This window comes from Chryseobacterium sp. AC417 (assembly GCF_979258215.1).
On sequence record NZ_OZ409845.1, the window covers coordinates 2,781,078 to 2,794,230 of the forward strand.

17 protein-coding genes are annotated in these 13,153 nt (G+C 33.1%); 14 read left to right on the plus strand and 3 right to left on the minus strand.

Translation table 11 applies throughout. The annotated features are described in order from the left end of the window. Positions 1-6: 6 nt before the first annotated feature. The 3 genes from ACZZ9T_RS13280 to ACZZ9T_RS13290 all read right to left on the minus strand — a co-directional run bounded on the left by ACZZ9T_RS13280 (position 7) and on the right by ACZZ9T_RS13290 (position 3,200). Positions 7-1,068, minus strand: a complete 1,062-nt coding sequence (locus ACZZ9T_RS13280; protein ID WP_463442477.1) for an efflux RND transporter periplasmic adaptor subunit — start codon at positions 1,066-1,068, stop codon at positions 7-9. Between the two features lie 88 nt (positions 1,069-1,156). Further along, positions 1,157-2,509, minus strand: coding sequence for a TolC family protein (locus ACZZ9T_RS13285; protein ID WP_463442478.1), 1,353 nt, complete (start codon positions 2,507-2,509; stop codon positions 1,157-1,159). Positions 2,510-2,606: 97 nt separating this feature from the next. Next, positions 2,607-3,200, minus strand: a complete 594-nt coding sequence (locus tag ACZZ9T_RS13290; protein WP_463432904.1) for a TetR/AcrR family transcriptional regulator — start codon at positions 3,198-3,200, stop codon at positions 2,607-2,609. Between the two features lie 196 nt (positions 3,201-3,396). Between ACZZ9T_RS13290 and ACZZ9T_RS13295 the strand changes: the two genes are divergently transcribed. The 14 genes from ACZZ9T_RS13295 to ACZZ9T_RS13360 all read left to right on the plus strand — a co-directional run bounded on the left by ACZZ9T_RS13295 (position 3,397) and on the right by ACZZ9T_RS13360 (position 13,132). Beyond that, on the plus strand, positions 3,397-3,795 hold the full coding sequence (locus ACZZ9T_RS13295; protein ID WP_463442479.1) for a hypothetical protein: 399 nt from the start codon (positions 3,397-3,399) through the stop codon (positions 3,793-3,795). Next, the gene (locus ACZZ9T_RS13300) at positions 3,759-4,799 is read left to right on the plus strand and encodes a phage baseplate assembly protein V (RefSeq protein WP_463442480.1); all 1,041 of its coding nucleotides are present in this window, start codon (positions 3,759-3,761) and stop codon (positions 4,797-4,799) included. The genes ACZZ9T_RS13295 and ACZZ9T_RS13300 overlap by 37 nt, the downstream gene beginning before the upstream one ends. Then, positions 4,783-5,235, plus strand: a complete 453-nt coding sequence (locus tag ACZZ9T_RS13305; RefSeq protein WP_463442481.1) for a hypothetical protein — start codon at positions 4,783-4,785, stop codon at positions 5,233-5,235. Before ACZZ9T_RS13300 ends, ACZZ9T_RS13305 begins: the two co-directional genes overlap by 17 nt. 63 nt (positions 5,236-5,298) lie before the next feature. Then, a complete protein-coding gene (locus ACZZ9T_RS13310) occupies positions 5,299-6,807 on the plus strand; it encodes a hypothetical protein (protein ID WP_463442482.1) in 1,509 nt (502 codons plus the stop codon). Between the two features lie 91 nt (positions 6,808-6,898). After that, positions 6,899-7,900 carry a hypothetical protein gene (locus ACZZ9T_RS13315; RefSeq protein ID WP_463442483.1) on the plus strand — a complete coding sequence of 334 codons (1,002 nt, stop codon included), beginning with the start codon at positions 6,899-6,901 and terminating at the stop codon, positions 7,898-7,900. Between the two features lie 77 nt (positions 7,901-7,977). Beyond that, a complete protein-coding gene (locus tag ACZZ9T_RS13320) occupies positions 7,978-8,985 on the plus strand; it encodes a hypothetical protein (RefSeq protein WP_463442484.1) in 1,008 nt (335 codons plus the stop codon). A 231-nt stretch (positions 8,986-9,216) separates the two neighbouring features. Further along, positions 9,217-9,453, plus strand: coding sequence for a hypothetical protein (locus ACZZ9T_RS13325; protein ID WP_463442485.1), 237 nt, complete (start codon positions 9,217-9,219; stop codon positions 9,451-9,453). Between the two features lie 138 nt (positions 9,454-9,591). Beyond that, positions 9,592-9,786, plus strand: a complete 195-nt coding sequence (locus ACZZ9T_RS13330; RefSeq protein ID WP_463442486.1) for a hypothetical protein — start codon at positions 9,592-9,594, stop codon at positions 9,784-9,786. A 334-nt stretch (positions 9,787-10,120) separates the two neighbouring features. Continuing rightward, positions 10,121-10,579: a hypothetical protein gene (locus ACZZ9T_RS13335; protein WP_463442487.1), complete on the plus strand. Its 459-nt coding sequence runs from the start codon at positions 10,121-10,123 to the stop codon at positions 10,577-10,579. Between the two features lie 2 nt (positions 10,580-10,581). Beyond that, the gene (locus ACZZ9T_RS13340; protein ID WP_463442488.1) at positions 10,582-10,929 is read left to right on the plus strand and encodes a hypothetical protein; all 348 of its coding nucleotides are present in this window, start codon (positions 10,582-10,584) and stop codon (positions 10,927-10,929) included. A gap of 101 nt (positions 10,930-11,030) precedes the next feature. Continuing rightward, entirely contained in the window at positions 11,031-11,207 is a 177-nt protein-coding gene (locus tag ACZZ9T_RS13345) for a hypothetical protein (RefSeq protein WP_463442489.1), read from the plus strand. 14 nt (positions 11,208-11,221) lie between these two features. Continuing rightward, positions 11,222-11,539: a hypothetical protein gene (locus ACZZ9T_RS13350; RefSeq protein WP_463442490.1), complete on the plus strand. Its 318-nt coding sequence runs from the start codon at positions 11,222-11,224 to the stop codon at positions 11,537-11,539. A gap of 2 nt (positions 11,540-11,541) precedes the next feature. Next, entirely contained in the window at positions 11,542-12,702 is a 1,161-nt protein-coding gene (locus tag ACZZ9T_RS13355) for a hypothetical protein (RefSeq protein WP_463442491.1), read from the plus strand. Then, positions 12,692-13,132, plus strand: a complete 441-nt coding sequence (locus tag ACZZ9T_RS13360) for a hypothetical protein (protein WP_463442492.1) — start codon at positions 12,692-12,694, stop codon at positions 13,130-13,132. The genes ACZZ9T_RS13355 and ACZZ9T_RS13360 overlap by 11 nt, the downstream gene beginning before the upstream one ends. The last annotated feature ends 21 nt before the right edge of the window (positions 13,133-13,153 follow it).

Genomic DNA, 13,153 nt, shown 5'->3' on the forward strand with positions numbered 1-13,153 from the left:
CTTCTGTTACTTTACGATGTTGATTTTTGAACCGTTATCAAGGTTGATCTGTCCGCTGGTAATTACCTGCTCGCCACCGTTCAGTCCGCTGATGATCTGTACTTTGTCACCATACACTTTTCCTGTTTTCACAGTAATCATTTTTGCAGTACCATTTTGAACGATGAAGATTTGTCCTGAGCTCACTCCATTTGCGAAAGCTTCTGCAGGAACCGTCAGCATATTCTGAGTTTCAGCGCCGTTATTTGTTTTAAATAAAGCCGTTGCGTACATACCGGCTTTCAACTTTCCGTTATTTGAAACTTCGATTTCGACTGGGAAATTTAAAGAAGCATCACTTTTTGGAGCGATAAAGGTAATTCGTCCGCTGAAAGACTCTTCTGGCAAAACATTTACATTGATAGAAACATTTTGACCCAATTGAATTCTTCCAATCTGGCTTTCGTCTACCAAAACTGAAAGTTTTAAGCTGTTGATATTGACGATTTCAAACAAAGCTGTTCCCGGTGCAACCACCATTCCCGGTTCTACCATTTTTTTGTTGATAATACCGCTGATTCCTGCTCTGATGCTTGTATCATTTACTTTTACACCTTGAGCTCTTACTGCAGCCTGCATATTTTTCAACTGTAATCTGGAATTGTCTAGCTGTTGTTTGGTAACACCTCCTGTTTTGAAAGCATTTTCGTAACGCTGATTATCTGCAATTGCATTCTGTAGATTGTTCCGAGCCTGAGTAACGTCTACTTCAATCGCATCTCTTTTTATGGTTGCTAAAACCTGACCTGCTCCTACTCTAGAACCTTCTTTCACCAAAACGCTCACGATACGTCCTGAAATTTCAGAAGACTGATTGGATTCCTGTTTTGGGATAAAAGTTCCGTTTGCAGAATAATCTGTGTTAATATTTTCTCTAGAAACAGTCACTACATTCACATTGATTTTGTCAACCTGCTTCGCTACTTCTTCTACCTCGGTTTGCTGTTTCTTTTTGTTGTCCGTAATTTTCCAGGCTGCTAAACCAATAAGCACTGCAGCTACGATGATATATATTAAAGTTTTTTTCATTTGAAGTTATTTATTATTTTAAAAGTAAAATGCAATCGCCACATTTTCATACGTTTTTGTACTGTAGTTCATAGCGATTTCATTTCTATTATGGGTTTTGTAAAGTATTAAGTTCGCCTTTAGCTTTAATTAATTTAATTTCAGCCTGTTTGTAATCTAATAATGCCGTTGTATAGTTTTGTTTTGCATCGGTTAAAGCATTTTCAGAATCTAAAACTTCCGTCAATGTTGCCAAACCATATTGGTAATTAGCCTGTGTATCTCTCTGAACTTTTTCAGCCAGGGTTACGTTATTTTTCATGCTTTCTATATTGATCAGAGAATTTTCAATATTGGTGATGGCATTTTTATAATCTAAGCTTAAAGTCAACTGAGTATTCTGAATATCCTGGTCTAAATCTAAAATATCAATCTCAGCCTGCTGAATCTTTGATTTCGTAGCTCCACCCGTAAAAATCGGAATATTAATATTTAAACCAATCGCCGAATAATCGCTCCAAAGAACACCATTATTGATACCGTTTGCTAAAGGAAATTTAGAACCCTGACCGGCCCAACCGTAGTTTGCCTGCAAACCAACCGTAGGATATAAATAAGCTTCTGTTGCTTTTTTATTAAATTGCAGAAGTTCTCTGTTTTTCTGCAAAACTTTCACTTCAGTTCTTGTATCTAAGTCTACATTTCCTGCAATCAATTCAGGTTTTGGTTCAATTGTTTTTTCCTCCAGATCAATTGGTGTATCAATAGGAATTCCCATGTAGAACTTCAAAGAGTTTTTAGATAGCTCAACAGCGTTCACCAATTGTTGTCTGCTTGCGCTGATATTGGTCAACTGTACATTGGTACGGTCAAGATCAATACCTTTTGCCAAACCGTTTTCAACTAAACTTTTGATTACGTTTCTTACTTTTTCAGTATTCGTATAGCTTACATTTAATGTTTTAAGATTTTCTTCCTGCACAAAAACCTGATAATAGGCAGTTGCCACATTTTCGATAATCTGCTCATTAGAAAGCTGAGCGTTCAGAACGTAAAATTCTCTTGTAGATTTCGCAGCTTTAAGACCTGTAAAAACTCTTTGGTCAAAAATAGCCTGATTCACTGTTACGACAGCGCTTGAGCTCCATGGCTGTCCCAATTGAGCACGAATTCTTTCTCCACCGAATTCTAAAAGTGATTCCTGAATGATCGGGTTATACGTCAAACCCGCAGTAGCACTAATTTGTGGCAATGCACCCGCTCTCGCTTCGGCAATCTTGTATTCGGCTTTTTTGATCTGCAAAGCCGCTTTTTTGGCTTCAGCTTTATTTTGCAAAGCCTGTTTGATGGCTTCCTGTAAAGATACCTCTTGCTGGGCAAAGGCAGATGTAGAGCCGAAAATCATAAATGCTGCAGCTATCCCAATTTTTAGCTTTTTTGCAGTTACAAGTTTTCTATTCATAATATATTACTTCGTTTATTTTTTTTAATAGTTTTGATTATTTAGCTTTTATTGCTAAAGGACGATTCAGTTTTATAAATACTTTAACACTCTTTGATTAATTTTTAAAAAGAATATTCATAATGATTTCTTTTCTGTCAGCAATGAGTAAATCAAATTCCTCTTCACTGATCATCATATTTTCTAAGAACAAAGGACGAACAGCACTTGGAAAAACCAGCAATGAGATCATGTTGAGTACAAACTGTACAGGTGCCATTTTTTCTATATTCCCCAAATCCATTTCTATTTCTATCTCTCGATACATTTTTTTCAGATCTTCTTCTTCCACATCTTTTTTGTGGCAGCTTCCTTTATTGATTTGTGAAACAATATAAGTTTCCAGATATGGATATTGAAGACTTGTTTGTAAACTTCCGTCTATGAAATTGGATATTTTCTCTTTAAAAGGCAGATCAGAATTCATAATCAATTCAGATTTTTCTTTTTCTACTCTGTGCGCTTCATCAAAAATAATCTGAATCAAGTTATCTCGAGAGCGAAAATAATAGTTGATGAGCGTTCTGTTGACGCCGGCTTCGTCTGCGATCTCCTGTGTTGTTGCATTAAATTTCCCCTGCACGAAAAACAAATTCTTCGCAGTCTCTTTGATTAATTCTTGTGTTTGATCTTTTTTTGTTTGATTTGACATTATTGTTAAACAATTTTGTGCAAATATAGATCAAACAATTGTTTTGACAAAATTGTTAAACAAAATAACTAAGAGAATTTTGATGATTTGTATCATCTTATTTATGAGCTCACTTATGATATTTCAGAAATTGCCGTAATAAAACTACATCGAATAAAATAATTAATTATATTTGACACAACAAAAAACACATTTTATGGAAAGCGAAAACCTCGACCCCTCTATATTCGGCACTTGCCGTTCTTTTCAAGACTGGCTTCACGACAAAACCAACTCCATGGTTTATTGTCTTTTGACCATAGACGGAAAAGAATTTCTGAGAAAAAACAGCTATGAAGTAGAACTTCACCAGAAAACCAATGACCACGATACCTTTACCATTACCGTTCCGGATGATGCTTTAGACACATTCAAAGGGTATGTGATGGAAAATTCCAGAAAACTACTCGGAAAAGAAATAGGAATTACCTATTGGCGTTTTGGCGAATCCCGGTATTATTTTAGAGGCATCGTCGGGAAAATCCGCAACAAAAAGACGAAGGCGGCGGTTACGGAGATTTGCACATTACAGGATTTGCACCAGGCATTTTGTTAGAAAGCGGTAAGGATTGCCAAAGCTTTGAAGACAAAACACTGGAACAGATCATCAAGCAAATTAACGAAGAATATCCAGAGGAAGCACAGGTAGAGATTTCTTCAAATCACCTGAATGCTTACAACAAAAAATCCCTTCCCTACACCGTTCAATATAAAGAATCTGATTATCAGTTTATCCGGAGACTCGCCATTCGTCACGGTGAATATTTATATTACAACGGTGAAAAACTGGTTTTTGGAGGTCAGGTACAGCCTGTTTTGAAGCTTAGGGAAAATATGGACCTGATCGATGTTGAATTTGAGATGCGGATGCAGGCACAGGAATTTACCTTCACTTGTTATGACTCGCAGAGCGGAGCCAAAATAGAGAAACACAGCAATGGTGTACAAAGCGAGTTCAAAGAAAGTCCTTTTCAGGCAATTGCGGTCATTGCTTCCCAAACCATTTTTAATAAAAAACCAAAAATGCACTTCAACCATACAGGAATCCAAAAAGGGTCAGAAGGACAATTGGCAGAAGCCGTTCGATTGGAAAAAGAAAAGCGGGAGAACCTGATGCAGGTAAAAGGCAGAAGTAAAACTCCCGAACTGAAAATAGGCGGAAGAACCCAGCTTTCGGACATCAACGGCAAAGCAATGGAAACCTACCGCATTATAGAAATCAAGCACGTTTATGAGCCGGGTGATTATTACAACGAGTTTGTCGGAATCCCCGATTTATTCAATGCCTCCCCTTACATCGATACCGAAGCCGTACCGAAAGGTGAAGAGCAGCCTGCAAGAGTGATGGATAACAACGACCCGATGGGAATGGGAAGAGTTCGGGTACAATTCCCGTGGCAGGAAGATAAAGGACAGAAAACCCCGTGGATCAGACTGATACAGCCACATTCAGGATCAGGCAAAGGTTTTCATTTTATCCCGGAGATTGGCGAAGAGGTTTTGGTAAGCCACGAATCCCAGAAATGCGGAGAAACCTTTTGTGATGGGAACGCATTATAATGGGAGTGAAACGAGTGGTTATGGAACTTCTGACAACAGTATCAAAGCAATTCATACAAGGAGCGGTCATATTTTAAAATTTACAGAAGATGAAAGTATTATTTTGACAGATAAAAGCGGTAACGAAATTATTTTTGATACTGTTGGAAGTAATATTACAGTTACTGCTCCTGAAACGATGACATTCAACTGTAAGAATATGAACATTAATGTGGGGCAGAATATGAATACTACAGTAGGACAAAACCAAAACAATACAATAGGCATGAACCAAACAGAAAGTGTGGGAATGCTTAAAAATCTTTCTGTTGGAACGAATTTTATGACAAACGTTATGGGAAGTTTGATGGAGTTTGTGAAAGGAAATAGAGAATCCAAAGCAAAAGAGGTAAAAGAAAATTCTAAAAAGAAGGGAAATAGTTTCTCAGGAAAATAATGATATCCACTCTCAAAAGACTTTTAATAATAACAGCGGCGAAAATTCTAAAATGCACTAATTATGTCTATTACACGAATTACAGAAGGTGACCATATTACAGCAATAGAAAAAGGATGGACTGTCTTTACGGATGATTTTGAAGCCTATGCAGGGCAATTCAGTCACTTCACAGCAAAAGAAGAAACAATCATTGGCAAGCCGGCAAAAGACAAAGGAAATGAAACCAAATATTTTATAGATGCGTGGTGGGCAGATAAAAATGGTGAAAAAATAACAACGGCCAATTTGGGAGATGTAGTATACTTCCATATTGAAACACAAAATATTACGGATAAAGATCCAAAATCAGGATTTGATTCTGAAATCAGTATTCAATTGTACGATCACGATGATGATGGATATCATGACCCTATTACTGTAAATTATAAGAATAGCAATAGCAATCGCATTGTCTCTGTTTCAGTAAAAAATAACAAAGCCGTTATATCTGAACTTACTTTGTCGCCAGGTTTAGAAAGAGTAGAAGAAGTGGCTATTGATGATGATATAAAGCTTTTTTTTCAGTGTGCCTACAAGGAAGATTTCATGATTCCTCTGCCAAAAGAAAAATCAGACTATCTTTTGGTAAAAACATGTGACAAAAAAGTAGTACAGAGTTATGAAAGTATTGGCTATGGGAGATGCGAGTTTTACCAGTACAGGTACAATGATTTTATGAGGAGACATGAGAAATGCGGGCATGTACCACCCGACTATTATTATGGGCCGATGATAAAGATAAATGAAGATACCCAAAAATTTTATGATCATTATGCCCTTAATGATGAAATGAAAAACCCTGTTGGGATGACCGTTACAAGAATAAAAACAGAAGACAGACTGGGCGTAGCCGGAAAACCTTTGGTTGGGTACAGCTATGGCTTTAAGTATTGTGTGAGATTTACACATGTGCTGAATCCAAAATTATCTCCTGAAGGAAAAACTTGGCTTTACAATGCAAGATTCAGACTGCAAAATTTAATGGAAGAAGGGCTAATCTATTACAGATACGAGGCGAAATATGACAAAATCATAGAAAGCATGGAAAGCACCTTCAATAAAAACTTTGCACCGACCAAAGAAGAAGTAATAGCTGCTGGCAAAGAGGGTGTAAAAGGAGCTATAATATTAAAAAAACAAAAATATTACAAAAATATCGAGCTGATCAACAAACGTTTTCAGGAATTTGCCTTCGCTACGCATCCCGATGCTTATGATCCTAAAAGAATGTCTGCATTACCCATTAAAGATCTGGCATTGATATCTTTGTCTCCAGATTTCAAAGAATGGATTGGCGAAGGGGCGTATGGCACCTGGATGCAGGCAGCCATTGTAGCCGGCAATATGAATTATGGAGAACTGATTCTAACCAATGTTGACCATTATGGTAAGGATGAAAACTCGGTGATAGTGGATGGATGGGAAGTCGCAAAAGAAGCCGGAAAAAAAATAAAAGATGAAGTTGTAGATATTATGCTGTTGGAAGACATAGAAAAATTCATACGAGAAAACTGCATCACACATGATTAAACTACTCTACAAAATAAGCAGATTCTTACTGGGTGCATTATGCATTATAAAATCCCTATCAGCCTGCTCGCAACAACCAAAAGACAATAATATGAAATGGACAGCAAAATATGATTTTTTTGATTTATATAAGGTAAAAGTTAATGATAATACTTTCAACCCCGGAAGTGCAATCAGTTTAGACAAAATAGTCATCCCTTATGAGAATACCATCATTATGGGAGCAAAAAAAGATGAACATTCATTTGATTCCTCCAAAAAAAGTAGCACAGCTGTATTGTTTGTATCTAATAACAAAGGGAAAAGTTACCAAGAAATAAAAACAGGAGAAAAAGATTTAGAGTACATGGAATCCAAAGGCGATTATACATTAGTAGAAGCCTTTACTGCGGATAGCTTGGCAGTAAAGTATTATAAGATCTTATTGCTAAACAACAAAACCTTTGAGCTGAAAAAAGTGCTGGATTATGCTGATAAAGAAGATGTTTTTTACAGCTATTTTGATGGAAAATATATTCTCGAAAGTCATAGAAGTAATGATAGCTCTAAATTAATAAACCTGCTTAATATAAAAGAAGAATATACGATACCAACAAGTAAGATTGGAGACTATTTTTTTCATATAGGTGATGGAAAAATCGTTTATCAAAAAAGTAATGAAATCCGAGAATATAATGCAATAACAAAAGAAGATAAACTTTTAAATACACTTAAAAATAGATATAATTATTTTTTTTATTTAGATAATCAACTAACTCTTCAAAAAAAAATATTAGAAGAAGGAGATAAATATAAGTACGGAATTTATGATATTTATGAAAACAAGTTATATGAAGAAACTAACGAAAATAAATATTTCTATCGTTATAAAAACTTTGTCTGTGATTACCGTAAATTAGGAGCCAAGCCTGAGATTCGTTATTCTTATGACTATGGCAAAACATGGAAAGTACACCATGTAACAGACTTTACGATTCTTTCAAGTCTTGTCGGCTTTTACAAAGATCAGTTTTTGGTAACAGAAGGTATCTTCTGGCATTTTGATTCTCCGAAAAGTGGCGGACGTGTAATGGTAGGAGAATTTGTAAAATGATCAGAATAATGAAAATATCAATGTTGACTTTGTTGTTGTCGTTTTTTGCCTGCTCGCAACAAACAAAAGACGATAATATGAAATGGACAGCAAAATATGATTTTTTTGATTTATATAAAAAGCGGCTTGGAAAAGGTCAATTTAATCCTGGTAGTGCAATTACTATTAGAAACATAATTATTTCTTATGATGATACAATAATATTGGGAGGAGAAAAAAGAGAATGGGAATTTAATGATAATTTAAAAGGGAGTACTATCGCCGTGTTGTTTGTATCTAATGACAAGGGGAAAAGTTATAAGGAAATTTATTTAAATGATGATTATTTAACTTTTATCCAGTCTCAAGGAGATTATACATTTATAGAATCTTTTACAAGTAACAAAGAAGCAATCAAAACTTATAAAATACAACTTTTGAACAACAAAACGTTTGAACTGAAAAAGGTAGATGAGTATACAGAATTTGATAGCATTTCTTATAGTAAGTTCGATGGTAAATACATTATTAGAAAAAGTAGATTAAATTCAAAATTAATTAATTTATTTAATAAAAATGAAGAATATAGAATACCTAAATTTTTATTAGAAGAGAATATAAATTTCTATAATACAGGAAATGGCAAATTGCTTTATATGGCAAATCAGGAAATTATAGAATATGATGTGAAAACAGATTCAAAAAATATGATTAAAAAGCTTGCTCGAAAATATGATTATTTTTGGTATAAAGAAGAAGGTTATACTTTTGGAGTTGATGATAAAGTAAATAAAGACGATACATTTAGTACTAGTGTTTATAACTCAAGTGAAAATAAACTATATGACTTGACAGATAAAAATATAGACAATTACAGGTACCAAAACTTTGTCTGCGATTACCGTAAACTAGGAGCCAAACCTGAGATTCGCTATTCTTATGACTATGATAAAACATGGAAAGTACATCATGTAACAGATTTTACGATTCTTTCAAGTCTTGTCGGTTTTTACAAAGATCAGTTTTTGGTAACAGAAGGTATCTTCTGGCATTTTGATTCTCCGAAAAGTGGCGGACGTGCAATGGTAGGAGAATTTGTAAAATGATTTAAAAACGTACTATGGCTCAGTTACTGAAAATAGATAAACATGAAATTATTTACATCGTTAATTTGAGTGTATGTTTTTTTATAAATTCTTGTGCACAACAAAAGTTTGAAAAACCTCCGAAACCGGGAAAGGTAAGAATTATAAAATTCAAAAGGTATTCCGCCTACAAAAATTAAAAAAGGACATATTGTATTAAATTTAGGCGAATTAAAGCAAAAAGAAGATAATTTGTATTGTTGGGAAGCTGAAGGTAAATGCAATGTCATTGATTGTAAAATTACATTGTATAGTCATAGTATTGCAAGAGGAGATAATGCAAGTGTATCAGAATATTTATATGCTGAAGGAGAATTCTTAGAAGGAAAATATGATGGTAGCTGGAAATACTATGATAAGAATGGAAAAGTTATAAAAAAAGAAAATTGGGATAATGGGATGTTGATTTATAGAAAAGAATATAAATAAATTTAAAGAAAAATCAACTTTAAATATAATGGATTATTCATCTAAAGTAAATATTTATACTCAATGGCAATGGAAGATGATGCAAAATGATGTAAAATCTTTTTATGGTAATGTAATAGAAAATAAATAAAAATGAAAATGAAAGCAAAATACATAACTATATTATTACTCATTCTTATATCATGTGCACAACAAAAAATTGATAAATCTCCAGTATTCCCACCAAAAAATATGAAAAATATACAACAAACACAAAAACTTCCAAGATTGTTCAATTATATAAATTTGGGAGATTTAGAAAAAATGAAGATAGTTTATATTGCTGGAAAATAGATAAAAACTGTAATATACTTGATGGTAAAACAACACTTTTTACTTACTATCAAACTTCAGGAGATGATAATCCTAAGCTTATACCTTATAATTTTGCAGAGGGAGAATTTTTAGAGGGTAAATATCAAGGAATTTGGAAGTATTACGATAAAAATGGAAAAGTTATTAAAGAAGAAAAATGGGATAATGGAAAGTTGATTTATTAACTATGAATAGTAAAAGAATAATTATCTCATTTCTAATTTTCATATGCATTTACTCTTGTAAAAATCAAGAAAACGGATTAGGGTTTAATCAAAGTTTCAGTAATGAATTTGTCTACATTACTCCCGATATGTATTCGGAAAGTAGAGATAGTTTAAAGATCGATATTCCATTAGAGTTCTATATCAAAAATAATAGTAATACAAATTTTGATTATGTTGAAACTACATTTTATATTGATAAAAAGCATGCTTCATTAGGAGATTACGAAAATATAGATAAAAAAACAAGAATTGAATACGAGATACATTGGAATCTATTAAAAGGAGAAAGCAATACAATAATATCCCATATAGAAAAACTTTACATTGACAAAGACGATGTTAAAAAAGTCTTTAAAAAATATGGAGTAAATAAAGATATAGAAAATTTTAGGGATTCGGCAAAAATAGCTTCCTATAAAGAGTTCCGAAAAGATTTTCCAGAAATTATAAGAAATATGGAAAAAGTTCCTGATGTGTTAGAAATTACAACTAGCAATAAAAAAGAAAAAGTATTCAAATCGCAAAGATTTAAAATAAAATGGTAAAAATGGAATATGAAAATCTAAAAATTGTAAGAAAGCAGTTTGTGTTTATTTTAAACTATGCAGTCGATATTTTAAAGAAGGATTATATTGATTCTGAAGATTTAGTTTTATTCTCGATAGAAGTTAAAAAATTCAATCAATGGTTAGATACAATTGAAATTCCGGAAGTTGTACATAAAAATCTAAAGAGAATTTATTTTGATTATTCTATAAACAGAAAAGATATTTCAGATTCACTGTTCATATTTTTTGAAAGAATTACGCTTAATTGGATTCAACAAAGACAAAGAAAACAAAGTCTAAACAATTTTCTTGAAAAATATGATAGGTATTTGAAGTTATTTAATTAATTATAACAGGCTATTTATTTTTGATACAGATATTTTATTTCAGAAATTGTTGAAGAAGTTCTGGTAAGCCACGAATCTCAGAATACAGAAAACCTTTTGTGATGGGAACGCATTATAATGGGAGTGAAACGAGTTCATACCATACAAGTGGCAACGATAAAAAAGTGATTCACACACGAAGCGGAACCAAGATCATTCTGAATGACGCTGAAGGAAGTGTTTTCATTGAAGACCCGAGTGGGAATACGTATTTGATGGAGCTGGAAATATTAATGTGAATGCGCCAAAGAATATGAGTTTTACGGCGGGTGAAAACGTAACAATTACGGCAGGCATGAATATTACATCCAATGCAGGGATAAACATTTCTGAAACTGCTGTAGTCAACCATTCTAGTTTCGCCGGAGCCATGATGATGCAGAATGCGGTTGCAGATTATTCTCTGATGGCGGCGAATATTATGGAAGTAGCACAGGGAGAAAGGAAAAGCAAGGCAAAAGTGATGAACGAAAATTCTTCTGAGAATACAGCAAATACAGAAGGAAAAACGAATGTTCATGCTCAGAAAAATATTCATAAGAATAGTGGCGAAAAATCTAATTTCCATTAATTATGGCAGGAGGAACAATTACAAGAATTGTAGGTGGAAATCTCACTAAAGAAATAGAAGGTGATTATACTATTTGGACGGATAATTATACCATAAACAGCGGAGGAAAAATTAGTTTGACTTCCGATGAAGAAATTATTTTTGGATCACCGCCACCTCCCCCACCTGCTGGAGATTATTTTGATAAAGGATGGTGGAGTTCGGACTTTGCAGGCAATAATAAAATAACCAATGCGAAAATTGGAGATACAGTATATTTTCAAATAGAAATGACTGATGAATTTCCAAAGACAGACCTATCAACAGAAAAACAAAATATTATTTCTTTCAAATTATATGAATTTGATGGTAATAAATATTCAATTGGTTATATATGGCCTATAATTACATTAGAAAAAGAGCCAAAAAAGGATAGAGAAGTGAACATGGATTACTTTTCTGTCAGGATTAATGAATTACCACATTTTGCTAAGAATGATGTTAAGCTGCTATATAAAAAAATTAGAGAAAACTTTTTAACTCTCTCTAAGGGCAGTAAGCCATTCGAGTCTCATATAGAACCACTTCATAAAAATATTACAGGTAGTTGGGAATTTAAACCATATCCCAAAGAAGATGAGCCAACATATGCAAAAAAACAGTTGGAAGCTTGGAAGAATGAGCGTGGAGGCACAATTATTTTTATTGAAGCAGGTGGAGGAGCAGTAGAGGATTTAATTGGTGATCATGGTGCCGTCCTCGAAAGTGAAAGTGACTCATCTCAAATGTGTTGGATATTTACTACTATTTTTACTGAAGAAAGTGGTACGCAGCCATTTTCCGGGCACAGACAATTTGGAATTCATAAAGACGAAGAAGGATATTATCGATTTTTTGCACGAGCCATTGATAGAATATGGCCAAGTAATACTGTATTAAATGTAAGTTTGAGACAAAAAAATTTAGTAATAAAAGATTATTTAAAGATAGCAGACTCTACATGGATAAACTTAATTAAAAATGTATCGGATTTTATAGTTAAAAACGGAGGTGCAACAACGATAATGCAGGCTGAAATGGATAGAATTAATTTTAAAAAATTCAATGATAAATATTACAAAAACCCTGTTTCTAACATAGGAAACATCCCACAATATAAAAAAATGAGTGAAGATGAAATATAGATTACTTATAATAAATATATTGTCTTGCATCGTTTTATATCATTTAGTATTTGAAACGTTAGTTACATTTTATGATTTTGATGAAAAGAATAGAAATATACTCACGCCTATCGACCGTGTTATTAGAAAATATCTTCTTTGTCAAAATAATATATTTTCAACATATTCCTTAGGTGACTTTTTATTTTTATTTTTTAATTTATTCATTAGTGCTATTTTATTTTATATTGCAAATAGATGGTATAGTAAAGAAAATGTTATTAAAACGATTGCTAGACTACTTGTCACTTTTATCATCATAAAAATAATTATTATTGGATATACTTTTATTGATAACAGATTAGCAATAATTTTCATATATGTAGTTTATTTTCTTTTTCCCTATGTCAATAATGTTAATGCTATTGTTGCCCCTTTTTTGGTTAAATAAAAAAATTGCGGAGAAAATTTT